Annotated in this window: 26 protein-coding genes; 18 read left to right on the forward strand and 8 right to left on the reverse strand. The window is 68.3% G+C overall.

Going from position 1 to position 24,451, the window contains the following annotated elements; genetic code table 11:
* Positions 1 to 30 precede the first annotated feature (30 nt).
* Both JCR33_RS02165 and JCR33_RS02170 read left to right on the forward strand, forming a co-directional pair.
* Positions 31 to 1,419, forward strand: a complete 1,389-nt coding sequence (locus tag JCR33_RS02165; protein WP_198880352.1) for a dipeptidase — start codon at positions 31 to 33, stop codon at positions 1,417 to 1,419.
* Between the two features lie 140 nt (positions 1,420 to 1,559).
* Positions 1,560 to 2,198: an HdeD family acid-resistance protein gene (locus JCR33_RS02170; protein WP_198880353.1), complete on the forward strand. Its 639-nt coding sequence runs from the start codon at positions 1,560 to 1,562 to the stop codon at positions 2,196 to 2,198.
* A gap of 4 nt (positions 2,199 to 2,202) precedes the next feature.
* On the opposite strand, the gene JCR33_RS02175 is transcribed toward JCR33_RS02170, so the two are convergent.
* Positions 2,203 to 2,859, reverse strand: coding sequence for a haloacid dehalogenase type II (locus JCR33_RS02175; RefSeq protein ID WP_198880354.1), 657 nt, complete (start codon positions 2,857 to 2,859; stop codon positions 2,203 to 2,205).
* Positions 2,860 to 3,032: 173 nt separating this feature from the next.
* On the opposite strand from JCR33_RS02175, the gene JCR33_RS02180 reads away from it, so the two are divergent.
* Positions 3,033 to 3,884 carry a branched-chain amino acid aminotransferase gene (locus JCR33_RS02180; RefSeq protein ID WP_198880355.1) on the forward strand — a complete coding sequence of 284 codons (852 nt, stop codon included), beginning with the start codon at positions 3,033 to 3,035 and terminating at the stop codon, positions 3,882 to 3,884.
* Positions 3,885 to 4,005: 121 nt separating this feature from the next.
* Complete coding sequence (locus JCR33_RS02185; protein ID WP_198880356.1) at positions 4,006 to 4,602, forward strand: superoxide dismutase; 597 nt, start codon at positions 4,006 to 4,008, stop codon at positions 4,600 to 4,602.
* A 291-nt stretch (positions 4,603 to 4,893) separates the two neighbouring features.
* Here JCR33_RS02185 and JCR33_RS02190 read toward each other — a convergent pair whose 3' ends face one another.
* Positions 4,894 to 5,211 (reverse strand): hypothetical protein, encoded by a 318-nt coding sequence (locus JCR33_RS02190; RefSeq protein WP_198880357.1) that lies wholly within the window; start codon positions 5,209 to 5,211, stop codon positions 4,894 to 4,896.
* A gap of 354 nt (positions 5,212 to 5,565) precedes the next feature.
* On the opposite strand from JCR33_RS02190, the gene JCR33_RS02195 reads away from it, so the two are divergent.
* A complete protein-coding gene (locus tag JCR33_RS02195; protein ID WP_198880358.1) occupies positions 5,566 to 6,822 on the forward strand; it encodes a hypothetical protein in 1,257 nt (418 codons plus the stop codon).
* Between the two features lie 108 nt (positions 6,823 to 6,930).
* Here JCR33_RS02195 and JCR33_RS02200 read toward each other — a convergent pair whose 3' ends face one another.
* The 3 genes from JCR33_RS02200 to msrB are packed head-to-tail and all read right to left on the reverse strand — an operon-like array spanning position 6,931 to position 9,844.
* Positions 6,931 to 7,254, reverse strand: coding sequence for a hypothetical protein (locus JCR33_RS02200; protein WP_198880359.1), 324 nt, complete (start codon positions 7,252 to 7,254; stop codon positions 6,931 to 6,933).
* 50 nt (positions 7,255 to 7,304) lie between these two features.
* Positions 7,305 to 9,431: a S9 family peptidase gene (locus tag JCR33_RS02205; protein ID WP_198880360.1), complete on the reverse strand. Its 2,127-nt coding sequence runs from the start codon at positions 9,429 to 9,431 to the stop codon at positions 7,305 to 7,307.
* Entirely contained in the window at positions 9,428 to 9,844 is a 417-nt protein-coding gene (gene msrB, locus JCR33_RS02210) for a peptide-methionine (R)-S-oxide reductase MsrB (RefSeq protein ID WP_198880361.1), read from the reverse strand. The genes JCR33_RS02205 and msrB overlap by 4 nt, the downstream gene beginning before the upstream one ends.
* Positions 9,845 to 9,992: 148 nt before the next feature.
* Between msrB and JCR33_RS02215 the strand changes: the two genes are divergently transcribed.
* The 11 genes from JCR33_RS02215 to JCR33_RS02265 all read left to right on the forward strand — a co-directional run bounded on the left by JCR33_RS02215 (position 9,993) and on the right by JCR33_RS02265 (position 19,266).
* Positions 9,993 to 12,338 (forward strand): putative monovalent cation/H+ antiporter subunit A, encoded by a 2,346-nt coding sequence (locus JCR33_RS02215; RefSeq protein ID WP_198880556.1) that lies wholly within the window; start codon positions 9,993 to 9,995, stop codon positions 12,336 to 12,338.
* Positions 12,335 to 12,748 carry a Na+/H+ antiporter subunit B gene (locus JCR33_RS02220; RefSeq protein ID WP_198880362.1) on the forward strand — a complete coding sequence of 138 codons (414 nt, stop codon included), beginning with the start codon at positions 12,335 to 12,337 and terminating at the stop codon, positions 12,746 to 12,748. The genes JCR33_RS02215 and JCR33_RS02220 overlap by 4 nt, the downstream gene beginning before the upstream one ends.
* Entirely contained in the window at positions 12,748 to 13,272 is a 525-nt protein-coding gene (locus JCR33_RS02225; RefSeq protein WP_198880363.1) for a Na+/H+ antiporter subunit C, read from the forward strand. The genes JCR33_RS02220 and JCR33_RS02225 overlap by 1 nt, the downstream gene beginning before the upstream one ends.
* A gap of 8 nt (positions 13,273 to 13,280) precedes the next feature.
* Complete coding sequence (locus JCR33_RS02230) at positions 13,281 to 14,912, forward strand: proton-conducting transporter transmembrane domain-containing protein (protein ID WP_198880364.1); 1,632 nt, start codon at positions 13,281 to 13,283, stop codon at positions 14,910 to 14,912.
* A gap of 4 nt (positions 14,913 to 14,916) precedes the next feature.
* Positions 14,917 to 15,393: a Na+/H+ antiporter subunit E gene (locus JCR33_RS02235; RefSeq protein WP_198880365.1), complete on the forward strand. Its 477-nt coding sequence runs from the start codon at positions 14,917 to 14,919 to the stop codon at positions 15,391 to 15,393.
* Positions 15,390 to 15,722 (forward strand): cation:proton antiporter, encoded by a 333-nt coding sequence (locus JCR33_RS02240; protein WP_198880366.1) that lies wholly within the window; start codon positions 15,390 to 15,392, stop codon positions 15,720 to 15,722. The genes JCR33_RS02235 and JCR33_RS02240 overlap by 4 nt, the downstream gene beginning before the upstream one ends.
* Positions 15,715 to 16,074, forward strand: a complete 360-nt coding sequence (mnhG, locus tag JCR33_RS02245; protein ID WP_198880367.1) for a monovalent cation/H(+) antiporter subunit G — start codon at positions 15,715 to 15,717, stop codon at positions 16,072 to 16,074. The genes JCR33_RS02240 and mnhG overlap by 8 nt, the downstream gene beginning before the upstream one ends.
* A 279-nt stretch (positions 16,075 to 16,353) precedes the next feature.
* Positions 16,354 to 16,806: a MucR family transcriptional regulator gene (locus tag JCR33_RS02250; RefSeq protein ID WP_198880368.1), complete on the forward strand. Its 453-nt coding sequence runs from the start codon at positions 16,354 to 16,356 to the stop codon at positions 16,804 to 16,806.
* Between the two features lie 875 nt (positions 16,807 to 17,681).
* Positions 17,682 to 18,002, forward strand: coding sequence for a helix-turn-helix domain-containing protein (locus tag JCR33_RS02255; RefSeq protein WP_198880369.1), 321 nt, complete (start codon positions 17,682 to 17,684; stop codon positions 18,000 to 18,002).
* A complete protein-coding gene (locus JCR33_RS02260) occupies positions 17,999 to 18,778 on the forward strand; it encodes a DUF6456 domain-containing protein (RefSeq protein WP_198880370.1) in 780 nt (259 codons plus the stop codon). Before JCR33_RS02255 ends, JCR33_RS02260 begins: the two co-directional genes overlap by 4 nt.
* Positions 18,779 to 18,849: 71 nt before the next feature.
* Positions 18,850 to 19,266 (forward strand): SufE family protein, encoded by a 417-nt coding sequence (locus JCR33_RS02265; RefSeq protein ID WP_198880371.1) that lies wholly within the window; start codon positions 18,850 to 18,852, stop codon positions 19,264 to 19,266.
* Between the two features lie 2 nt (positions 19,267 to 19,268).
* On the opposite strand, the gene JCR33_RS02270 is transcribed toward JCR33_RS02265, so the two are convergent.
* From JCR33_RS02270 to JCR33_RS02280, 3 genes are all read right to left on the reverse strand, one after another.
* Positions 19,269 to 20,336: an FAD-dependent monooxygenase gene (locus JCR33_RS02270; protein WP_198880372.1), complete on the reverse strand. Its 1,068-nt coding sequence runs from the start codon at positions 20,334 to 20,336 to the stop codon at positions 19,269 to 19,271.
* A 73-nt stretch (positions 20,337 to 20,409) separates the two neighbouring features.
* Complete coding sequence (locus JCR33_RS02275) at positions 20,410 to 20,670, reverse strand: zinc-finger domain-containing protein (protein WP_198880373.1); 261 nt, start codon at positions 20,668 to 20,670, stop codon at positions 20,410 to 20,412.
* A gap of 53 nt (positions 20,671 to 20,723) precedes the next feature.
* Positions 20,724 to 22,385: an electron transfer flavoprotein-ubiquinone oxidoreductase gene (locus tag JCR33_RS02280; protein WP_198880374.1), complete on the reverse strand. Its 1,662-nt coding sequence runs from the start codon at positions 22,383 to 22,385 to the stop codon at positions 20,724 to 20,726.
* A gap of 89 nt (positions 22,386 to 22,474) precedes the next feature.
* On the opposite strand from JCR33_RS02280, the gene JCR33_RS02285 reads away from it, so the two are divergent.
* Both JCR33_RS02285 and JCR33_RS02290 read left to right on the forward strand, forming a co-directional pair.
* Positions 22,475 to 23,437: a uracil-DNA glycosylase gene (locus JCR33_RS02285; RefSeq protein WP_198880375.1), complete on the forward strand. Its 963-nt coding sequence runs from the start codon at positions 22,475 to 22,477 to the stop codon at positions 23,435 to 23,437.
* A 115-nt stretch (positions 23,438 to 23,552) separates the two neighbouring features.
* Positions 23,553 to 24,359, forward strand: a complete 807-nt coding sequence (locus JCR33_RS02290; protein ID WP_198880376.1) for a S49 family peptidase — start codon at positions 23,553 to 23,555, stop codon at positions 24,357 to 24,359.
* Positions 24,360 to 24,451: the final 92 nt, after the last annotated feature.

Here is a 24,451-nt window from a genome sequence, read left to right on the forward strand (position 1 = left end):
GAAGCCGTAAGGCAACACGAAGGAAGAGCCATGGATATCGACGCTGTCCTGAAGCGTATCGACGACGATCTCGAGACCAGCCTGGAGCGCCTTTTCGCGCTGCTGTCCATCCCCTCGATTTCCACCGATCCCGCCTACGACGGAGAATGCCGCCGCGCGGCCCAGTGGCTCGCCGACGATTTCGCGGCCATGGGCTTCAGCGCCGAGGTGCGCGACACCGAAGGCAAGCCCATGGTTCTCGCGAAATCGGACGGGGCGCCGGTCGCCGGCGACGACAAGCCGCACATCCTCTTCTACGGCCACTACGACGTGCAGCCGGTGGATCCGTTGGAGCTGTGGACGGAGGAGCCGTTCAAGCCCCATCTCGTGACGCGCGAGGACGGCTCCAAGATGATCGTCGCGCGCGGCGCCTGCGACGACAAGGGTCAGTTCATGGGCTTCGTCGAGGCCGTCAGGGCTATTCTGGCGGTCGAAGGGGCGCTGCCGGCGCCGATCACGATCCTCATCGAAGGGGAGGAGGAATCGGGCTCGCCGAGCCTGCCGGGCTTCCTCGCCGCCGCGGGCGACGAGCTGAAGGCCGACGCCGCCTTCGTCTGCGACACCGGGATGTGGGACGCCGACACGCCGGCGATCGCGATGTCGCTGCGCGGCCTCGTCGGCGAGGAGATCACCATTCGCGCCGCGAACCGCGACCTGCACTCCGGCCAGTTCGGCGGGCCGGCCCGCAACCCCAACCACATCCTCGCCAAGATCCTCGCCGCTCTCCACGACGAGGACGGCCGCGTGACCGTGCCGGGCTTTTACGAGGGGGTGGTGGAGCCCGCGGCCGAGACCAAGGCCAACTGGGAGCGCCTCGGGCTCACGGCGGAGGAATTCCTCGGCCCCATCGGTCTCAAGGAGGCGGCAGGGGAGAAGGACCGCACGGTGCTGGAGCAACTCTGGTCGCGCCCCACACTCGAGGTCAACGGCATGATCGGCGGCTACACCGGCAAGGGCTTCAAGACGGTGATCCCGGGCGAGGCGAGCGCCAAGGTGTCGTTCCGCCTCGTCGGCGAGCAGTCGCCGGCGAAGCTGCGCGAGGCGTTCCGCGCCTTCGTGCGCGAGCGCGTGCCGGCGGACTGCGAGGTGAGCTTCGCCGAGCACGGCGGCAGCCCCGCCTTCCGCGTCGCCGAGGACTGGCCGATGCTGAAGAAGGGCGAGCAGGCGCTCAAGGACGAGTGGGGCACCGAGACGGCGATGGTGGGAATGGGCGGATCGATCCCGATCGTCCACTCCTTCAAGCACAAGCTCGGTATGGACACGCTGATGATCGGCTTCGCCCTCGAGGACGACAACGTCCACTCGCCCAACGAGAAGTACGACCTCAAGTGCTTCCACAAGGGGATCCGCTCCTGGGCGAGGGTGCTCGCGGCCCTCTGAGCGGGGTGACGACGGCGGGGCGCGGGACACGCAGCGCCCCGCCGTCACACGCCGGCCATGCGCGTGTGGATACTCGCTTCGTCATTGACTAGGCTCGGAAAAAGGCCGCAATGGCATTCGTTCAAACTCGGGAGAGGACCATGAGCACGGACGCGGACCCCAACACGCCCCCCTCCATCTATGCCGGCTTGACGATGAGCTGGAAATGGATGCTGGCGCTCGGCATCCTGATGGCCGTGCTCGGCGTCATCGGTCTCGGCATGACCTACGGCCTCACGATCATCTCGGTGCTGTGGTTCGGCGTTCTCGCCATCATCGGCGGCATCGCCCAGATCATCGACGCCTTCAAGCACGCGGGCTGGAAGTCGTTCATCTGGCACCTGCTCCTCGGCATCCTCTATCTCGCGGCCGGCATCGTTCTCGTCGTCCTGCCGGTGCAGTCGGCCTGGTGGCTGACCCTCTTCATCGGCGCGATGTTCGTGGTGAACGGCATCCTGCGCATCATCATGGCCTTCCAGATGCAGGGGGGCGCCGCCATCGTCGTGGGCATCACGGGCGCCATCTCGATCTTCCTCGGCGCGCTGATCTACTCGATCGTCAACCTGCCCTCGGCCGACACCCTCGCGACGGCGGAGACCGCCACCGCCTGGTTCCGCGAGTGGGGCTGGGTGATCGGCCTGTTCGTGGCGCTCGAGATCATTGTCCACGGCGTCGCGCTGATCGTGCTGGCGCTCGCCGCGAAGAAGGTGGCCGACAGCGGTCCCTCCGCCGCGGCCTGAGCCCTCAGACGCTCTCCAACCCGTTGAGGGAGGGGAGCGTCGCCATCGGCGCGAGGTCGGCATATTCGTCGGGCTCGCGCGTGCGGTTGATCCACACGGCACGGAAGCCCGCGGCGGTGGCCCCGGCGACGTCCCACCGGTTCGACGACTGGAACGACACCTTGTTCGGATACACCCGGAAGCGGGTGGTCACGAGCTCGTAGACCGCCGGCAGCGGCTTATAGGTGGCAAGGCTATCAACGGACAGCACGGCATCGAGGAGCGCGCCGATGCGGGCGGCGGCGACGGCCGCATCGAGCATCGCCTGCGAGCCGTTGGACAGGATGGCGGTTTCGGCGCCGGCCTGCTTCAGCGTGGTGAGGACGTCGATGACCTCCGGATAGGCGTCGAGGGTGCGGTAGGCGTCGAGGAGCGCGCCGCGCAGGCCGGTGTCGGCGCTCGGCACCTTGGCGAAGGCGTAGTCGAGCGCGTCCTCCGTCAGCGCCCAGAAGTCGCGGTAGTGGCCGGCGAGGGCGCGGGTCCACGAATATTCGAGCTGCTTGGTGCGCCACAGCGCCGAGAGACGGTCCGCATCGGGCCCGACAGCGGCGGCGTGACGGCGCACGGCGGCGTGCACGTCGAACAGCGTTCCGTAGGCGTCGAAGCAATAGACGGCATGCATGGTCTTTACCCCTCCGATCAGACCGTCCTACACCATGGAGGCGCTCCAGGGTGAAGGGAATGCCTCGCGCCGCGCCATCGCGGCCCCCGAACCACCGATCCGACCGTTCGTCGCGTCCGCGCCGCCCGGGAGGCGAGCGCGTCTGACGATGGGACATGCAAGGACAGGATGACATGGCAAACGAGACGTGGACGTTCGTTGATGGTGAGTGGATCTCCGGAAACCAGCCCATCATCGGCCCGCGCACCCATGCCTTCTGGCTCGGCTCCTCGGTATTCGACGGCGCGCGCGCCTTCGAGGGGGTGACGCCTGACCTCGACCTTCACCTCGAGCGGGTCAACCGCTCGGCGGAGGTGATGGGGCTCCAGGCGCTGAAGTCGGTGGGCGAGATGACCGAGATCGCCGCCGACGGCGTCGCGCGCTTTCCCTCGAGCACCCCGCTCTACATTCGGCCGATGTACTGGGCCGAGCAGGGCGGTCCGGGGTCGGTGGAGCCGCTCGCGGCCTCCACGCGTTTCCTGATGTGCCTTTACGAGGCGCCGATGCCGCAGCCCAGCAAGGGGGCCTCGGTGTGCGTGTCGCCCTTCCGCCGGCCGACCATCGAGACGATGCCCACCAACGCCAAGGCCGGCTGCCTCTATCCCAACAACGCCCGCGCCTATCTCGATGCCAAGGCGCGCGGCTACGACAACGCGCTGGTGCTCGACATGCTCGGCAACGTCGCCGAGCTGACGAGTTCCAACGTGTTCATGGTGAAGGACGGGGTGGTGGTGACGCCGGCCGAGAACCGCACCTTCCTCGCCGGCATCACCCGCACCCGCATCATGGCTCTCTTGAGCGCCGCGGGCTACCGGGTGGAGGCGACCACGCTGACGGTGGCCGACTTCAAGGACGCCGATGAAATCTTCTCCAGCGGAAACTATGGGAAGGTGTTGCCCATTACGAAGATTGAAGACCGTGAGCTGCAGCCCGGCCCGGTGTTCAAGACCGCGCGTGATCTCTACTGGGAATACGCGCATGCCTGACGGCGCTTCGGTGCCGGTCCCGGGCGAGGGCGGGGGTCACGCGACGTTGAAGCCGCTGAGTTTCCGCCTAATTTCGCAACTGAACGAAACCGCGCCCACGGGGCGCACCATGGAGGACTGAATGTCGTTCCAACTCCCCGACCTTCCGTATGCCTACGACGCCCTCGGGCCCTACATGTCGGCCGAGACGCTGGAGTACCACCACGACAAGCACCACCAGGCCTACGTGACGAACGGCTCCAAGCTGCTCGACGGGTCGGGCCTCGAGAACGAGTCGCTGGAGGAGATCGTCAAGAAGAGCTTCGGCACCAACCAGGGCCTCTTCAACAACGCCGGCCAGCACTACAACCACATTCATTTCTGGAAGTGGATGACGCCGAAGGGCGGCAAGGGCACCCTGCCGGGCGAGCTCGACGCCAAGATCACCTCCGATCTCGGCGGCTACGACAAGGCGCGTGAAGACTTCCTCGCCGCCGGCGCCGGTCAGTTCGGCTCGGGCTGGGCCTGGATCGCGGTGCGCGACGGCAAGCTCGAGATCATGAAGACGCCGAACGGCGAGAACCCGCTGGTGCACGGTGCGACCCCGATCCTCGGCGTCGACGTGTGGGAGCACTCCTACTACATCGACTACCGCAACGCCCGTCCGAAGTATCTCGAGGCCTGGTTCGACAACCTGGTGAACTGGGAATACGCCGCCGAGCTGCTGTCGAAGGCCTAGGGCGCGTTCCGAAATAGTGGAGCCGGTTTTCCGCTCGGAACGCGCGCAGACAAGGACGCTAGAGCCGGTTTGGTGAACGCGCGTTCATTGAACCGGCTCTAGTGGATCGACCGCGACATTCGGGTCCCGCCTTTCATGTCGGCGGAAGCCGGTTGCGTGACTGAAATGGCTCGTCAGGTCGATCTATAAAACCGTCCGCCGAGCGGTTCGGTCCGTCTGGATCGAGACGCTCGGCCACGACGTGACGCCGGCGGGGCCCATGCGTCCCGCCGGCGCCCTCCGGCCGCCCCCTCAGCGATAGTCGCAGGTGGACAGGGTGAGGCGGCCCGAGATCTTGCCCGACACCGGGCCCTTCCAGGCCTCGCACGAGCCGAAGCTCGGGAAACAGCCGACGAACGAGACGCCGCGGCTCGGCGTGCCCGAGACGATGCCGGACACCCGTCCGACCACGCCGTACTCGGGGAAGTCGTGGCAGCTCGGCGTCGCCGATTTGATATCGGCAATCAGAAATTGGGTGTTGATGCCCTGGGCGGATGCGGTGGTCGCCGCGCCGGCGAACGCGGTGGAGAGTGCCGCGGCGGCGAGGGCTGTGCGAACGATGGTCTTCATGGCTCTTGATCCCTGTTGTGTTGAACGCCCGCCGTTGCTGGCGAACGATGCGGATATGTGTGGTCGAGAGCCGATCGGAAGCGGCGAGCCACGGACAACCGACGCACCTGTGATCGCGGTCACGAAACCGGCCCTCTCGTCGGGGAGAACGCCCCTTCGAGCCGATTATTCCGAGGTTTTGCCTGAGGTTGTTGGATATATCCAATAGATGTGCCGATCGTCGTCGTCGGGATGCGGCCCGGCGGCGAGGCCATCGGTGGGTGGGAATAATGGGCTTGGGCGCCCGTTCGTTCGGATGAGCCGCGCAACGAGGTCGCGGCCGTCGAACAGAACCGAAAGCAACGAGGCCGCCCGATGACCACCTTTGAACTCAAGACCCTGTCCCTCGAGGAGAAGAGCGAGAGCCCGGCCTTCATCGTGATCGTGGTGACGGCGGAAAAGGGCGAGGACGACGCCCATGTGATCCTCGGCTCCGATGCGCTGCAGAAGATCATGGGGATCGACCCGGAAGCGGCACTCGAGGCGTACGGCGCCGACCCCGGAGGGTTTGCCGAGGATCTCGCCAAGGCGCTCGAGGGAGCGGGGCTCGATCTCGGCACGGCGGAGGGGCGCGCGGCGATCGAGGCGTTCGGTCCCGACGTGGGCGGCGCGGCGCTCGGCGGTGGCGACCTCGACGGGCTCGGTGAGGACGGGCTGATGCAGTCGACCGGGGGCGGGGCGGGCGGCGACGACGCGGCCGCCGACGACCCGTGGGCCTACTTCGAGAGCGACGAGCCCTTCGAAAAGGAATGGGCCGCGGTGAAGGAGGAGGTGACCAGCAGCCGAACCGACTGGAGCGAAGGCGAATCGGCGGCGAGCGAGGTCACCGATGCGATCCCCAATACGCTGTGGCCGGTGTCGGGAGGCGATCAGGAGGTCGATACCGTCGAGCCCGGCACCTATACCGATCTCTGGGGCAACGAGGTGAAGCCGGCAGACGACGACGCCGAGGGCGGGTCCGACGGCGAGGAGCCGAGCGTCACCATCGACGAGATCCTGGAGATCCTGGACGAGCACGAGAAGAACGGCGGCGAAGACGGCGACGGGTCCACCGACGGCGGCACGGGCGAGGACGGCACCTCCTCCGGTGACGGCGACGATGATGGCGATACCGACGGGACGGACGGTGCCGACGGGACGGACGAGGGGGCCGGCGGCGAGGATACGTCCGGCGACGAGCCCGGTGGCGAGGGCACCGACGACGCCGCGATGACCGGCGAGCCCGGCACCGAGGGTGGCTGCGGCGACGGTGAGCCCGCTCCGGCGCCGGGCGAGCCGGCGGAGGGCGGCGACGACGGCTGCCCCGCCGACGCCGACGGCGGCTTCGTCCTCGCCCTCGATCCGCCGCTCTTCGGCGGCGGCACGATCTGCCCCGCGCAGGAGGAGGCCGACCGGCCGATGGTGGAGCCGGTGGACCCCACCTACGGCCTCACCATGCCCGTCAACCCGGGCCTCGACGAGGGATACGGCGGTGCCCTGCCGGAGGAGCCGATGGGGGTGGATCCCTCGGTGATGGACGCGGGCGGCACGGCGTTCGCGGTCGCCGCCGGCGACGACGGCTTTTTGATCTGAGGGTCAGGGCCTCTGCCGGAAAGCTTCGGCGCAGGCCCTCCGATCGCTCATGCGCCGCGGTGAGCGGGCTCGTCCCGCCCTGCTGTTTCCGACAGGGCGGGCGTCAGCCTAGTGGCGGTAGCTGCAGCGGTTCTGGATGATGCGGCCGCTGATGCGGCCCGACACCGGCATCCGCCAGGCTTCGCAGGCCTCCATGCTCGCAAAGCAGCCGACGAAGGAGACGCCGCGGCTCGGCGTGCCCGAGACGATGCCGGAGACGCGCCCCACCACCGGCGCGTCGGGATGGTCGCGGCACTTGGGCGTGATGGAGTCGATGTGGCTGATCAGAAATTGCGTCTCGATGCCCTGCGCGGCGGCCGGACCGGTCGCCGCGCCCATCGACGCGCCCAGGCAAAGGGCGGCGCAGAGGGCGGTGGAGCGGGCGATGCTCATCGGGTTCTCCTCTCCTTGGGGATCGATGCCCCTCGGTGTTCGATCATGGCTCAGACGGCGGCGGGCGTGGTGACGGTGCGGCCGACGGTCGCGAGCACGAAGGCCTGCACCATCGCCACCTCCTCGAGGCGCTTGAAGCGGCCGGAGGCGCCACCGTGGCCGGCGTCCATGTTGGTCTTCAACAGGATGAGCGGATCGTTGGTCGCCGCTTCGCGCAGCCGCGCCACCCACTTCGCCGGCTCCCAGTAGGTCACCCGGGGGTCGGAGACGCCGGCGAGCACCAGCATCGCCGGATAGGCCTGAGGCGCGACGTTGTCGACGGGCGAATAGGAGAGGATGCGGCGGAAGGCCGCCTCGTCGCGGATCGGGTCGCCCCACTCGGGCCACTCGGGCGGGGTGAGGGGGAGGGTATCGTCGAGCATCGTCGTCAAGACGTCGACGAAGGGAACCTCGGCGACGATGGCGCCGAACCGGTCGGGTGCCCGGTTGGCGATCACCCCCATCAGCATGCCGCCGGCCGAGCCGCCTTGGGCGGCGATACGCCCTTTCGCGGTGTAGCCCTCGGCGATCAGGTGGTCGGCCGCGGCGACAAAGTCGGAGAAGGTGTTCTCCTTGTGCTCGCGGCGGCCTTGATCATACCAGTCGAACCCCTTGTCCATGCCGCCGCGCACATGGGCGATGGCGTAGACGAAGCCCCGATCGACGAGGCTCAGCGCATTGGCGCTGAACGAGGCGGGGATGGTGATGCCGTAGGAGCCGTAGCCGTAGAGGAGGCAGGGGGCGGTGCCGTCGATGGGGGTGTCGGCGCGGTGGAAGAGCGACACCGGCACGCTTTCCCCGTCGGCCGTCGGCGCCATCAGGCGGCGCGTGACGTAGCCCGCGGGATCGTGGCCGGAGGGGATGCGCTGGCGCTTGCGCAGGCGCCGCTCGCGCGTCGCCATGTCGTAGTCCCACACCTCGGTGGGCGTCGTCATCGACGAGTAGGTGAAGCGCAGCGTGTCGGTCTGGAACTCGAGCCCCTCGCTGAGGCCGAGCGAATAGGCTTCCTCGTCGAAGGCGATCTGGTGCTCGTCGCCGTCTGCTAGGCGGCGGATGATGATGCGCGGCAACGCATTCTCCCGCTCCAGCCAGACGAGAAAGTCCTGGAACACCGCCATCGCGACGATGAGGATCCCCGGACGATGGGGAACGATGTCCTCCCAGTTCTCCCGGCCCGGCGCCGCGACGGGGGCGCGCACGATGCGGAAGTCGCGCGCCTCGCGGTTGGTGCGGATGAAGAGGGCGTCGTCGTGATGGGCGACGTCGTACTCCTCCGCCTCGATGCGCTCGGCGACCACCACCGGCGGCGACAGCGGCGCCCAGGCATCGATGAGGCGCACCTCAGAGGTCTGGTGGTCGTGGCTGTCGATGACGAGGAAGCGCCCCGACAGGGTGCGCGACACGGCGACGAAGAAGCCGGGGTCGGCCTCCTCGTAGAGGGTCTGGGGGGCGGCGCCGGACGACAGGGCGAGGACGCGGCAGGGGCGGTGATTATCGTCGAGCTCGACGGCGAGGAGGGTCTGCGAATCGGCGGCGAACGCGGTGCCGGGCGTCACGCGCTCGGCGAGCACGGTGTCGTGGCCGCTCGCGAGATCGCGCAGCGAGAGGGTGAAGAGCTCGCCGCCCGTACGGTCCGCAGCCCAGGCGAGCTGGGCGTGGTCGGGCGAGTGGCTCGCCGCGGCGAGGCGGAAATAGGCCGAGCCTTCCGCCTCCTGGTTGGCGTCGAGGAGCACCTCGTCGTCCCGCGGCGGGGCGTCCGGCGTCACGGCCTTGCCCGCGGCGCGGCTCATGCGCACGATGAGCGGATGCTCGGCGCCCTCGGTGTAGCGCGAGCCGTAGGCGTGATAGCCGTCGGGCGTCGGCACCGACCAGTCGTCCTCGGCGATGCGCCCCCTCAGCTCCTTCACGAGCTCTTCCCGGAGCGGCTTCAACGGGGCGAGGGCGGCGTCGGCGTAGTCGTTCTCGGCGTGGAGATAGGCGGCGATGTCGGGCGCGAGGACGCTCGGATCGGCCATCACCTCGCGCCAGTTCTCGGCCCTCAGCCAGGCGTAGGGGTCGCTGAGCGTCACGCCGTGGCGGGTGATCTCGTACGGGCGGCGCTCGGCCGAGGGTGGCGTCGCGGAGGGGGTGAGGGTCATTGATCGTCCGGTCGGAATTGAAGGGCGACACCGTTCATACAATAGCGCAAGCCCGTCGGCGCCGGTCCGTCGGGAAAGACGTGGCCGAGATGGGCGTCGCAGCGGGCGCAGCGGGTCTCGACACGCCGCATGAAGAGAGAACGATCAACATGGTCCGTGACAGCTTCGTCTTCGATCGGCTGGTAAAAGCTCGGCCAACCGGTGCCGGAATCGAACTTTGCCTCACTCCTAAACAGAGGTTGCCCACAACAGACGCAGGCGAAAGTCCCGTGGCGCGACTCTTTGTTCAGTGGGCTGGTGAAGGCGCGCTCGGTACCGTGCTTGCGCGCCACCCGATATTGTTCAGGTGTCAACTGTTCGCGCCATTCTTGGTCCGACTTCTGGATTTTTTCGGGGGCGTCTTGCGTTGCCATACTTGTGCTTCCTCTTTCTCATCCTGCATATGCGCCAATTGAAGCGATCTTGTAGTGGGTTGGCGACGCGTGCGGCGTCCTGCCCGCCATCTGCGGTGCCGCCCGGCGCCTGACACGGAGCGACGACTTGGCTTTCTCTCCCGACTTCATGTTGTGGCTGGCGCTGGCGCCCTTCGCCGCCGCGCTGATCGCCCCGTGGCTCGTCGGCCGAATCGGTGGCCGGGCGGGATGGGTCCTCGCGCTCGTGCCCGCCATTCTCTTCGTCGCCTTCGCTTCGCTGCTGCCGGCCGTCGCCAACGGCGTCACCTTCGCCTACGGGGTGGAGTGGGCGCCGTCCCTCGGCGTCCGCTATTCGCACTTCATCGACGGCTTGTCGCTCACCTTCGCGCTGCTCGTCACCGGGATCGGCACCTTCATCGTCGTTTACGCCGGAGGCTACCTCTCCGGCCATGGCCATCACGGCCGCTTCCTGTCCTTTCTCTTCCTCTTCATGGGGTCGATGCTCGGCCTCGTCGTCGCCGACGACCTGATCTCGCTCTTCATCTTCTACGAGCTGACCTCGATCACCTCCTTCCTGCTGATCGGCTTCGATCACGAGCGGTCGGCGGCGCGGCGGGCGGCGCTGCAGGCGCTGATCGTGACGGGGTCCGGCGGGCTCGCCCTCTTCGCCGGGCTGGTGCTGATGCGCCTTGCGAGCGGCGAGGCGAGCGTCTCGGCGCTCCTCGCGACGCCCGACGTGCTGCGCGAGGCGCCCGCCTACACGGCGATCTTCGTGCTCGTCTGCCTCGGCGCGTTCACCAAGTCGGCGCAGGTGCCGTTCCATTCGTGGCTTCCGAACGCCATGGAGGCGCCGACGCCGGTGTCGGCCTATCTCCACTCCGCCACCATGGTGAAGGCGGGCGTGTTCGTCTTGATGCGCTTCGCCCCGGTGCTCGGCGACACCGCCCTCTGGGGCACCGTGCTGCCGCTCTTCGGCGGGGCCACCTTCCTCACCGGCGTGATCCTCGGCATCCGCCAGACCGATCTGAAGCAGATCCTCGCCTATACGACGGTCGCCTCGCTGGGCCTCCTGGTGATGCTGACGGGGATCGGCACCGAATATGCGCTCGCGGGCGCCGTGTTCTATCTGCTCGCCCACGCCCTCTTCAAAGGCGGCCTCTTCATGGTATCGGGCGCCATCGATCACGAGACGGGCACGCGCGACATCACCGTCCTCGGTGGGCTCATCACCAAGATGCCCATCACCTTCCTCGCCGCGCTCCTCGGCTGCCTGTCGATGGCGGGCCTGCCGCCGCTCGTCGGCTTCGTCGCCAAGGAAGTGCTCTATGACGGCCTCTGGGAGGTGGGCGGCGTGTCGGTGGCGACCATCGTCGCGGTGATCGGCAACGCGCTGATGTTCGCCATCGCCGGCGCGGTGATGCTGCCCTTCCTGCGTCGGCCGGGCGCCTTGCCGAAGAAGCCGCACGAGGCGCCGCCGGCGCTGTGGCTCGGGCCGATCGTGCTCGGCGGCGTTGCCCTTGGCGGGGCGCTGCTCCTCGACGACTTCACCCACCTCCTCGTCGCGCCGATGACAGGCGCCGTCGCCGGCGCCGCGGTGGAGCTTCACCCGCACCTCATCCCGACGGGGCTCTACCCGCCCGTGATCCTCACGCTGGTGACGATCGGCGTCGGCCTCGTCCTCTTCATCCTCCTGTCGGTCCTGCGGCGGGCGGTGGCGGGGCTGTTGACGGCCATCGGCTGGGGACCCGACAAGGGCTTCGACCAGGTGATCGCCGGCATCGTGCGCGGCTCGGTGGCGGTCACCAAGGTGGTCCAGCCGGGGTCGATGCAGTCCTACGTCACGGCGACCTTCCTCGCGATCGCGCTGGCGCTGCTCCTGCCCCTCGGCGCCGACGGGCTGCCGGATCTGCGCTATGTCGGCTCGACGCCGGAGGCCTTCTACTTCGTCATCCTGGCGGTGGCGGTGGGCGGTCTCTGGATCGTGATCCGCGCCAAGACGCGGCTGATCGCCATCGTCTCGCTCGGCGTCCAGGGCACCATGGTGGCGCTGATCTTCATGCTCTACGGCGCGCCCGACCTCTCCTTCACCCAGTTCATGGTGGAGACGCTGTCGGTGGTGATCCTCGCCCTCGTGATGACCCGCCTCGATCTCAAGGCGAGCGACCATCGGGCGGGACCGGTGGCGACGCGGGACGGCGTGGTGGCGATCGCCTGCGGTCTCGGCTTCACCCTTCTCCTTCTCAACGTGGTGCAGCAGCCGTTCGACCCGCGCCTGTCCGAATTCTTCCTCGACCATGCCTATGACATTGCCCACGGCCGCAACGTGGTGAACGTGATTCTGGTCGACTTCCGCGCCCTCGACACGCTCGGCGAAAGCGCCGTGGTGATGGCCGCGGGTCTTGCTATCCTGGTGCTCATCCGCATGGTGCCGGCGGTGACGCGCCGCATCGCCGCGCCGGATCCAACCGGCACCAAAGGGGAGGGGCGGGCATGAGCACGCTGATTTTCCGCACCGTCGCACCGTATCTGTCGGCGCTGATGATCCTGTTCTCGGTGTTCGTGCTGCTGCGCGGCCACAACGAGCCGGGGGGCGGCTTCATCGGCGGGCTCATCGCGGCCTCAGCCATCGCGATCTACGGCATCGCCTATGGCGTCGAGACCGTGCGGCGGGCGATGTACATCCACCCCAACTCGCTGGCGGGCTTCGGCCTTCTGATCGGCGCGCTGTCGGGCGTCGCGGCGATCTTTGCCGGTGAGCCGCTGTTCACCGGGCTCTGGTGGATCCCGGTGGTCGGCGGCGTCGAAATCCCGCTGTCGACGGTGATGACCTTCGACATCGGGGTCTATCTCGTGGTGGTCGGCTCGCTATCGTCGATCGCGCTCACCCTGGAGGAGACCGACTGATGGAAACGATCTTCTCGATCATCGTCGGCCTTTTCTTCGCCGCGAGCATCTATCTGATGCTGTCGCCGCAGCTGGTGCGCATCCTGCTCGGCGTGTCGATCTTCGGCAACGCGGTGAACCTGATGATCTTCACGGCCGGCCGGCTGACCGAGGCGGTGCCGCCGGTTCTGTCGGCGGCGGGCGACCATGCGCCCCAGCCGCCGGTCACGCCGACGAGCCCGGCGCCCGATGCGATCGCCGATCAGGCCGCCGCGGCGGGCGATGCGGCGGTCCACGCCGCCCACACCGCGGGCGATGCCGCCGGCGCCGTGGCGAGCGCGATCAGCCAGTCCAATGCCGATATGCTGGCGACGGCGAACCCGCTGCCCCAGGCGCTTATCCTGACCGCGATCGTGATCTCCTTCTCGATCTTCGCCTTCCTCCTGGTGCTCACCTTCCGCGCCTATCAGTCGCTCGACACCGACTCGGTCGATTCGATGCGGCTCGCCGAGCCCACCCCGCGCGTGCCCCCGCTCGGCTATTGAGACGTTCGATGCAGATGAGACGAGAGCAAGTCCTCCCAGCCCTCCTCGGGTTCATCGCCCTGTTGCTGCCGACGGCGGCCTTCGCGGCGATCGCGGTGCCCCACGGGAACGGGCCGGCCATGCTGACCGAGCCGACGCGGTACGCCGCCTGGCTCACCGTGGCGCCCATCGTCCTGCCGATCATCGGCTCGGCGCTGACGCTCGCCTTTCGCCACAAGATCGCCTGGCAGGCGAACATCGCCTTCGGGGCGATGTTCCTCGCCACGGTGTCGGCGGTGTTCCTCAACATCGTGGTGCTGTCGCACGGGCCGCTGCTCCTTGCGGCCGGCAACTGGCTGCCGCCGTTCGGCATCATCATCGCGGTCGACGTGCTCGGCGCGCTTCTCGTCCTCGTCACCTGCCTCGTCGGCTTCATTGGGCTGAGTTATGCCCGATGCGACGTCGACCACGAGGGCGCCTCGTTCGGCTTCTACACCTTCTACTGCCTGCTGATTGCCGGCGTCTGCGGCTCCTTCGCCACCGGGGACATCTTCAACCTCTACGTCTGGTTCGAAGTCTTCCTGGTGTCGTCCTTCGGGATGATCGTGTTCGGCGGCGAGCGCATCCAGATGGACGGCGCGGTGAAGTATGGGGTGCTCAACCTCATCGCCACCACGATCTTCCTGATCGCCGTCGGCGCGCTCTACGGCTTCACCGGCACGCTCAACATGGCCGACATCCGTCACGTGCTCGCCGAGACGGAGGGGGCGCCGGTGGTGACGGTGGGGGCGCTCTTCGTCCTCGCCTTCGCCATGAAGGCGGCGGCCTTTCCACTCCACTTCTGGCTCCCGGCCTCCTATCACACGCCGCGTATCGTGGTGGGGGCGCTGTTCGCCGGTCTCCTCACCAAGGTGGGCATCTACTCGCTGATGCGGGTGATGATCATGCTGTTCGGCGACAAAGGCACGATGTTCCTGCCGCTCATCGGCTGGGTCGGGGTGGCGACGGCGGTGCTCGCCGCGCTCGGCGCGCTCGCCCAGACCAATCTGCGGCGGCTTGCGGCCTTTCTGGTGATCTCGGGCGTCGGGGTGATGATGATCGGCATCGGCCTCGACACCGCGGAGGGCCTCACCGGCGCCATTGTCTACGCGGTGCACTCGATCCTGGTGATGACGGCGCTCTTCCTGGTGATCGGCGTGGTGGAGCGGTTGACGGGCGACGCCGACCTCACGATCGGCAGCAACGTCTATGCCCGCTACGGGCTCGCCGCGGGGCTGTTCCTGATCTTCGGCCTGGCGGTCTCGGGGTTGCCACCCTTTTCGGGCTTCTGGCCGAAGCTGATGCTGGTGCAGGCGTCGCTCGCCGGCAGCGGGGCGCTGGCGCTCGCGGGGGCCGTGGGGGTGATCCTCTCGGGCCTCCTCACCACGATCGCCATCGGGCGGGCCTGGGTGCTCGTGTTCCTGCGCCCGCGCGACGGCAGCGAGAACGGGCACGTGGCGGTCGGCGCGCCGCGGGCGATGGCCGCGCCCCTCGTGGCGCTCGCCATCCTGGTGGTGGCGCTGGGGCTGTTGCCGACGATCGTGATCGCACCGGCGCAGAGCGGGGCGGCAGGGCTCCTCGACCCCACCGTCTACCTCCAGCGCGTGCAGGACATGGAGTAGGGCGATGGGGCTCATCTTCATCAACGTGATGCTCGCCATCGCCTGGGCGTTTCTCACCGGGTCGGTATCGTTCGTCAATCTGGCCTTCGGCTTCGTGCTCGGCGGGATCGCTCTCGCCCTCATTCGCGAGCAGGCCGGGTCCGTCAGCCACTTCCGCCGAACGTTCTCGATCGTGAAGCTCGCGGTCATCTTCGTTTACGAACTGGTCAAGTCTTCGATCATCGTGGCGCGGCTTGTGTTGTCGCCGCATCGCACGCTGTCGCCGGCGATCATCGCCTATCCCCTCGAGGTTCGGACCGATGCCGAGATCACGTTGCTCGCCAATCTGATCACGCTGACCCCGGGGACATTGTCGATGGACGTGTCGGACGATCGCTCCACGCTCTATGTCCATGCGATCGATGCGCCGGAGCCCGACGCGGTGATCGCCGACATCAAGAAGAGCTTCGAGGATCGCATCAGAAAGGTGTTCCACCCATGAGCGGAACGTTGTTTCTCGACATCTGCCTCGCCGTCACGCTGATGGTGCTGGCGCTGTCGTTCGTGCTCATCGTGGTGCGCATCGTGCGCGGGCCGAGCTTGCCGGACCGGATCCTGGCGCTCGATCTCCTGGTGTCGGTCGCGATCGGCTTCATCGCCGCCTTCGGCATCGACACCGGCTTTTCGATCTACGTCGACATCGCGATTTCGCTGGGGCTGGTGGGGTTCCTGTCCACCGTCGCGCTCGCCCGCTTCGTGCTGCGGCGCGGCGAGCTGTCGCTCGGCGAGGAGGGCTCGCTGGAGCTCGAAGGGGAGGGCGACAATGCCTGAGTGGGCACTCTACTTGACCGGCCTTCTGTGCCTCTGCGGGGCGTTCTTCGTGCTGGTGGCGGCGATCGGCGTGTTGCGTCTCAATGATCTTTATATGCGAATGCATGCGGCCAGTAAGGCCGGCACGCTCGGCTCGTGCGTGCTGGTGCTCGCCTTGGCGCTCTATTCGCGTGAGAGCGACGTGGTGTTGCGGGCGTTGGCGGGCGTGGTGTTCTTCCTCTTGACCGCACCGGTATCGGCCCATCTCCTGGCGCGAGCCGCCTATACTGTGGGATATCGCCCCTGCAGTCTGACCCAGCATGACGCCCTTGCGACTCATCCGGTGGCCACTGCCACACGAACGCCCGATTGATTGGCGCACAATAGGGGTGGTCAGCGTCGCGCAACGCTGCATTGAGATTTTGCTGGGGCTTAACTGTTAAGCATTCGTGACGGACATTGTGCCGGCACGGTTCATCCGTCCAGGAGTCCTTGGACGACTGTGAATTAACCCGGCATGTCGAGAAAAATCTGTTGGCCTGATCTTGCAGCACCCCGAAGGCTGCAATAGATGTGAACCCATCTGCATAGGGTGTCCGTCTTGCCGCGTAGATTCCTCGCCCCGGCCACCGAATACAAGAACGAGTGACAAATGTCAGAACCAGTCCAAGATTCGAATCTTATCGATTTGGCGGCGGAGATTGTCTCCGCTTATGTGAGCAATAATTCCGTTGCGTCGCACGACCTGCCAAATCTGATTTCGGACGTTTACGCTGCGTTACAAAAGACGAACGGCGGCGAGCCCGAGCCCGAACCCGAGCCGCTGAAGCCGGCCGTTTCGATCAAAAAGTCGATCACGCCGGACTACTTAGTGTGCCTGGAGGACGGAAAGAAATTCAAATCGCTGAAGCGTCATCTTCGGACACATTACAACCTGTCGCCCGAGGAATATCGCGAGCGCTGGAACCTGCCCAACGACTATCCGATGGTCGCGCCGAACTACGCGGCGGCCCGCTCCGAGCTCGCCAAGCGCATGGGCCTCGGCCAGCAGCGCAAGAAGCCGACCCGCGCCACCCGCGGCAGCAAGGCGACGGCGGCGAGCTGATCCTGGTACGCTCGGGTTCCTGATCGGCCCGAGCTCCGCCTCCTCGCGTCCGGGGAGGCGCTGTTCCCGGCACCGTCAGGTGACGGGGATATGTCGACGATAAAGAGACGGCGGCGAGCGTGACCGACGCTTCCCCGTCCAGGTCCTTGGCCGTTCAGGAGTGTGATGCAGCCGCGTCCTCCTACGGCGAGGCCGTCCCCGACGCGGGTCCTCCCGGCGAATATGTCTTTCGCGAAACTGTTGGCGGGGTGTCCGTGGCTAGGGCAGCCGCGGGGACGGCGCCTGTGTCGAAGGCGTCTGTGTCGAAAGCGCTTGTGTCGAAAGCGTCTGGGGCGAGAGGCTTCCGCCGACGAGACGCTCGGCCTGCCGGACCTTCCGCACCAGGGCCAGATGACGCGTGAGGTCGTAGGTCCAGTGACCGGCGGTGCCACGCGCTCGTTCCCGTCGCAGGTCCGCCTTGAGCCGAGCGAGACGACGCGTCGCATCCACGTTCGACGTGTGCGAGTCGGATTCAAAAATCTTAGGTTGTAATATGTGATTTCGATCGGCCTCGATAGGCATGGCATCCTCCTGGTCGGTTGACCGCGGGGAGGAGGCTAAGGCCGACAATCCTACCGGGGATAAATTTACCCAACGCTTTAAGAAACAGCGACGGCAAACGCATCAAAATTGTCAATTCTAATGTGATGGGTCCTTAAAGTTATCCCCGCTTTCCGCATCCAACTTTAAATTGTAGATAACGAGCAGGGCAAAAACGCCCGCCTCGGAATCGCAACGCGAAGGGCTGAGGGATGCAATCAGAAGAGTTCGCGGTCCTGGAGGCCAGGCCGATGTGCTGCCCGCGCAAGTCCGTGGACCGCCGCACCGTTCGTCGAATGATCGAAGTCACCGTCGCCGCGGCCATGAACCTTCCGGTGGACGAGCTGGCGGCGAAGACACGCCGCACCGCGCCCGTCGCCTTCGCCCGCCAGGTGGCGATGTATTGCGCTCACGTCACCCTCGGCTGGTCGCTCACCGAGGCTGGGTCCGTCTTCGATCGCGACCGCACGACGGCGGCTCACGCCTGCCGCGTGGTGGAGGATCGGCGGGACGATCAGCAGATCGACAGCATGGTGCAGGCGGTCGAGGACGCCCTTCACGTCTGGTACACCGCGGTCGAGACGGTGCGGCAGGTCTCGCTGAGCGGTGCCGAATGAGGACCGAGATCCTACGCGCGCTCCGTCTGATCGGCGAGCGCAAGGCGGTGCTGGCGGGCGACGGCAGCCTGCGCCTCGCCTCGCCCGCGGGCGAGGACGTGCGCCTCGCCGCCGCCGAGGTGATGCGCCTCGTCAGCGAAGGATTGCTCGAACGCCGGCGCGATGCCGTGTGGCGCGGCGATGCCGGCCGGGGAATGCTGCGCCGCGCTCTCTCCGCAGGTGAGGACGCCTATGGGGCGCAGCATCGCGCCACCGCGGTGCGCTCGGTGGAGCACGAGGGCGCGCGCCGCGACGTTGCGGTCAATCTCGGCGAGAGCCCGCTCGCGTGGCTCGCGACGCGGCGGGACGGCAACGGCCGCCCGATGATCACCCCCGCCGAGGCGGAGGCGGGGCGCCGTCTCGCCGAGGACCACGCGCGCGGCCATCACCAGCCCCGCGTCACCCAGTCATGGGACGCGAGCGGCGTGCGCGGCGAGCCGCGACGCGACGGGCTCAGCGCGGGAGAGGCGGCCGAAGATGCCCGGCGCCGGCTGGAAACCGCGCTGAAGGCGGTCGGTCCCGATCTCGACCGCGTGCTTCTCGCGGTCTGCTGCGAGGAGGTGGGGCTCGGCGACGTGGAGAAGCGGATGGGGTGGCCGCAGCGCAGCGGCAAGGTGGTGCTCCGCCTCGCCCTTGCCCGCCTCGCCGCCCACTACGGCCTCGCCGACGAGACCGCCGGCACCGAGCGTGCCGCGACCGTGCACTGGGGCGCCCCCGGATACCGCCCGACGGCCTGATCGTTCGCAACAGGGAGCGACGCATTGGAGGGCGGCGCGGTTTGGCCTATCTGTCGCGAAAGAGGGATGCCATGACCGACGCAGACGACATCGCCGAAGCCTTCGACATGATCGAGGACTGGGAAGAGCGCTACCGCTACGTGATCGAACTCGGCAAGGAGCTGCCCGAGTTCCCCGAGCCGCTGAAGACCAAGGCGACGCGGGTGGAGGGGTGCGTGTCGCAGGTCTGGCTCATCGTGTCGCAGAAGGACGGGCGGCTGGTGCTGATCGGCGACAGCGACGCGATGATCGTGCGCGGGCTCGTCGCCATCCTGATCGCCTTCTACTCCGGGCGGAGGCCGGCGGAGGTGGCGGGGCTCGACGTCGACGCCTACCTGCGCCGCCTGCAGCTCGCCGAGCATCTGACGCCGCAGCGCTCCAACGGCCTCAACTCCATGGTCAAGCGGATCCACGAGGATGCGGCCCGTCTCGCCGCCGACGCCGCCTGACCTCAGGCCTGCGGCGGCGTCCAGCGATAGATCCAGTCCACGCGCGACAGGATGCCCTCGGCGCCGAGCCGCTCCATGGCGAAGTCGCGGGCGATCGCGAGCGGCAGCGGGAAGTGATAGATCGAGCCTTGCTGGCGCGTCTGCCGGGCGAGCCGCTCGGTGCGGGTGACGCGCTCCGCCGCGTAGGCCGCGAGCGCCGCCTCGCCGATCCCGTGGCGGCGCACCATGGCGCCGAGCGTCGCCGCATCCTCGAGCGCCATCGCCGCACCTTGGGCGAGGAAGGGCTCCATCGCGTGCGCCGCATCGCCGACGAAGGCGACGCGGCCGTGGTGGTAGACGTGCTCCGGCCGGGTGCGGATCGGCCACGAGGTCCACTCCGTCACGTCGTCGGCACCGGCCGAGAGGCCGGTCGGGTTCCGGTCGTAGCGGGCGACGAGCACGCAATTGTCCTCGGCCGCGTCGAGCCCGTAGCGGACGAGATGGTGGCCGGCGCTCATGATGAGCTCGGTCACGTTGCCGCTCGCGGCGCCGCCGCGGCCGCGCCAGGCGACCCAGCCGCCGTCGTGCTCCGCATCGCCCACGAGGCTCGCCCTCAGAGTCGACCCGACGCCGTCGGCGGCGATGATCAGCTCGGGCAGCCCCTCGACGCCCTGGACCCAATAGTCGTCACCGTCGTGGAAGGCGTCGGTCGCCGCGACGTCGTAGTCGACGGCGATGGTGCCGCGCGCCTCGACCTCCTCGAGGAGGGCGCCGTGGAGCGCCGCGCGCGAGGCGGTGAGCGAGGGCGCGCCGTAGCGCTCGGCGACGACGGCGTAGTCGAGCCGGCCGACGGGATTGCGGCGGTTCGACGAGCGCACCACCAGCCCGTCGGGCTGCGCGGCGGCGGCGATCACGCGGTCGGCCGCGCCGACCGCCCGCAGCGCCGCGACGGCGTTGGGGGCGAGCTGGATGCCGGCCCCGGCGTTGGCGTCCGCGGCGCGGCGGCGCTCCACCACGCGCACGTCGGCGAAGCCTTCGAGCGCAAGCGCCGCGGCAAGTCCCGCGATGCCGGCGCCGACGATGAGGATCATTCTGAGCCGGCCTTTTCTCCAGCGGGCGCGGCAGTCCGCCGGGGGGGCGGAGCGCGCCGCTCGTCCTATCGGCTCAGGCCGTGACGCCGTGCGCGACGGCGGGGGAGGCGATGCATTCCTTCGGGTCCGCCTCGTCCGGCGCGAGCGACGGATCGTAGACGTAGACGGTGGAGCAGTAGGGGCAGATCGCCTCGGTATCGCCCCCCATGTCGATGAACACGTGCGGGTGATCGAACGGCGGGAGGGCGCCCATGCACATGAACTCCTTCACGCCGATCCTCACGCGGGTCACGCCCGGCGTGTTGTGGAACACCGGGGTCGATCCCTCAGCCATGGTTCCTGTCTCCCAAATAGCCGCCGCGCGGCGCGTGTCGTGGGCCGCGAGGCTCACATTCCGAGATAGTTCGGACCACCGCCACCCTCCGGCGGCACCCAGTTGATGTTCTGGTTCGGGTCCTTGATGTCGCATGTCTTGCAGTGGACGCAGTTCTGCGCGTTGATGACATAGCGCGGGTCGCCGTCCTCAGTCTGCCATTCGTAGACACCTGCGGGGCAGTAGCGCGGCGAGGGGCCGCCGTAAACACCGAGCTCGGACGTCGCTTGCAGCGCCGCGTCGCCCACCTTGAGGTGAACGGGCTGGTCCTCCTCGTGGTTGGTGTTGGACAGATAGACCGAGGAGGGGCGGTCGAAGGTGGTGACGCCGTTGGGCTTCGGGTAGGCGATCGGCTTGGTCTGCGCCGCGGGCTTCAGCGCCGCATAGTCGGGCTTGCCGTGGCCGAGCGTGCCGAACGGGGAGAAGCCGAGGAGGGTGTTGAGCCACATGTCGAGCCCGCCCGCCATGAGGCCGCCGAAGGTGCCGAGCCTCGACCACAGCGGCTTGACGTTGCGCACCGGCTTCAGGTCGCGGCCGATGTCGGAGGAGCGCCAGGCCGCCTCGTAACTGTCGAGGGTGTCGCCGGCTCGGCCCGCCGCGATCGCCGCGGCGATGTGGTTGGCGGCGAGCATGCCGCTCTTCAGCGCATTGTGGCTGCCCTTGATCCGCGGCACGTTGACGAAGCCCGCCGCGCAGCCCACGAGGCATCCGCCGGGGAAGACGAGCTTGGGGACGGACTGGTAGCCGCCTTCGGCGATGGCGCGGGCGCCGTAGGCTTCGCGCGTCGCGCCTTCCAGATAGGGCGCGATGGCGGGGTGGGTCTTGAGGCGCTGCAGCTCTTGGAAGGGGTCGAGATGGGGGTTCTGGTAGTTGAGGTGAACCACCATGCCGAGCGCCATCATGTTGTCGCCGTAGTGGTAGAGGAAGGAGCCGCCGCCGGTGTCGTTCTTCAGTGGCCAGCCCATGGTGTGGCGCACCATGCCGGGCTCGAACACCGCGTCGGTGACGCGCCACAGCTCCTTGAGGCCGATGCCGTATTTCTGCGGCTCGCGGCCGGCGTCGAGGGCGAACTCGGCGATCGCCCGCTTGGTGAGGGAGCCGCGCACGCCCTCGGCGAGCACCACGTACTTGCCGCAGAGCTCGATTCCGGGAGTGAAGGAATCCTTCGGCTCGCCGTCGCGGCCGATGCCGAAGTCGCCCGTCACGATGCCGATGATGGCGCCGCCGTCGTCGCGCACGAAGTCGGCGGCGGGAAAACCGGGATAGATCTCCACCCCGAGCCCTTCGGCGAGGCCGCCGAGCCAGCGGCACAGATTGCCGAGCGAGCCGATGAAGTTGCCGTGATTCGACATCAGCGGCGGCATCAGCATCGTCGGCAGATTGATGCTGCCGGCGGGGCCGAGGAACTGGAAGACGTCGCGCGTCACCTCCGTCTTCAGCGGGCATTCCGCGTCGGTGCGCCATTCGGGTACCAGCGTGTCGAGACCGGAGGGATCGATGACGGCGCCCGACAGGATGTGCGCGCCGACCTCCGACCCCTTCTCCACGAGCACGACCGACAGCTCCTCGCCCTTCTCGGCGGCGATCTGCTTCAGGCGAATCGCCCCAGCGAGGCCCGCAGGGCCCCCGCCGACGATCACCACGTCGTAGTCCATGCGCTCGCGCTCGATGGTCATTCTGTCTCCCTCGGGGGCCGTCTCGTTGGCGCGGCTCGACAGCCACGCGCCTCAATCGTTAGGTTTGAATACGTCGAAGGTAGCCGGTGATGGAAGAGGCACAACAGGATCGGGCGCGACTCGAGGCCTTCCTTTCCGCCTCGGGTGTGACTGCTCGGCTCGCCGAGACGCCCCAGGATCGGTTCAGCGAGGTGGACGCCGCCCCCCTTGCGATGACGGCGCATGCCCTCGCGAGTGCCCCCTCCCAACGGCCACCGGAGGCGCGCCGGGAGCCCGATCGTCCGATGCCGCCGCGCCACCCCGCGGCGCCGCCCCAGCGCGCGCCGACCGTGGCGCCGACCGTGGCGCCGGCGCGCCCGCCGGCACCCGTCGCCGCTGTGGCACGCACTTCGACGGTTGCTCCGGCGGAGCGGCGCGAGGCGCACGAGGCCGTGCATGCCGCCCGCGAAGCCGCGCGCACGGCGACGAGCCTTGCCGCGCTGCGCGAGGCGCTCGCCGGGTTCGAGGGCTGCCCGCTCAAGCGGACGGCGCGCTCGACCTGCTTCGGCGAGGGGCCGCAGGGGGCGCCGATCATGTTCGTCGGCGAGGCGCCGGGGCGGGAGGAGGACGATGCCGGCCGACCCTTCGTCGGCCGCTCGGGGCGCCTCCTTGAAAAGATGCTTGCGGCTATCGGCCTCACCCGGCGCGACGTGTTCATCTCCAACGTCATCCCCTGGCGCCCGCCCGGCAACCGCACGCCGAGCCCCATCGAGACGGCCACCTGCGAGGTCTTCGTGCGGCAGGAGATCCGCCTTGTGCGGCCGCACATCCTGGTGCCGCTCGGCGGCGCCTCGGCGAAGACGCTGCTGCGCAACGACGCCGGCATCATGCGTCAGCGCGGCCGCTTCGTACGCTACCCCTTCGCCGAGGGCGAGGCCGACGGGATCGAGGCGATGGCGACCTTCCATCCCGCCTATCTCCTGCGCACGCCGGCGCAGAAGCGCCTCGCCTGGCAGGACCTCCTGGCGATCCGCAAACGCCTCGAAGCCGACGGGCGGCTGCCGGCCGGCTGACTTTTCCTTCCCCGAACCCACCCCACATGAAAGGCCCCGCCCGGGGCGGTCCGCACCGGGCGGGCGATGTGGCGGCGCGACGGTTCGCCGTTTCGCGCGAGACCGAGGAGTGACGATGCGGCTCTGGCCCAAGCGTAGGACGACGATCCCCCTGGTGCGGCTTCAGGGGGTGATTGGCATGGGCTCGTCACTGCGGCCCGGCCTCTCGGCGGCATCGGTGGAGGCGGCGCTCGTCAGGGCGTTCGCGATGAAGGGGCCGGCCGTCGCCCTCGCGATCAACTCGCCGGGTGGCTCGCCGGTCCAGTCCTCGCTGATCTTCTCACGCATCCGCGGCCTCGCGCAGGAGAAGAAGAAGACCGTCCTCGTGTTCGTGGAGGACGTCGCGGCCTCCGGCGGCTACTGGCTCGCGACGGCGGGTGACGAGATCATCGCCGATGCCACGTCGATCGTCGGCTCCATCGGAGTCGTCACCGCCACCTTCGGCTTTCCGGAGCTGCTGCAGAAGATCGGCGTCGAGCGCCGCGTCTACACGATGGGCGAGAACAAGTCCGTGCTCGACCCCTTCCAACCGGAGAAGCCAAGCGACGTCGGCATCCTGCACGCCGTGCAAGCCGACATCCACGCCGCCTTCATCGCCGTGGTGAAGGAGCGCCGCGGCGCGCGTCTCGCCGACGATCCGGACCTCTTCACCGGCCGCTTCTGGTCGGGCGAGGCGGGCAGGGCGCTCGGCCTGGTGGATCGGATCGGCAACCTGCGCGACGTCCTGCGCGAGCGCTACGGCGCCCGCGTCGCGGTGCGGGAGGTGCCGGCGCGGCGTCCCTCCTTCCTGCGCGGCCGGCTGGGGCTCGGCGCCGCCCTCTCGGCCGACAGCCTCATCGGTGCCGTCCGCTCCGACCGCCTCTGGGATCGCTACGGCCTCTGAGGCGGGCGGCGGAGAGCCCCGGTTCGGGAGACAATCTCCGCACCATGTTCGTGGGGTAGGGTGCTCGCCCACGTCGAAGAGGGTGTCGTGAC

The organism is Acuticoccus mangrovi (assembly GCF_016411865.1).
GTDB lineage: Bacteria > Pseudomonadota > Alphaproteobacteria > Rhizobiales > Amorphaceae > Acuticoccus > Acuticoccus mangrovi.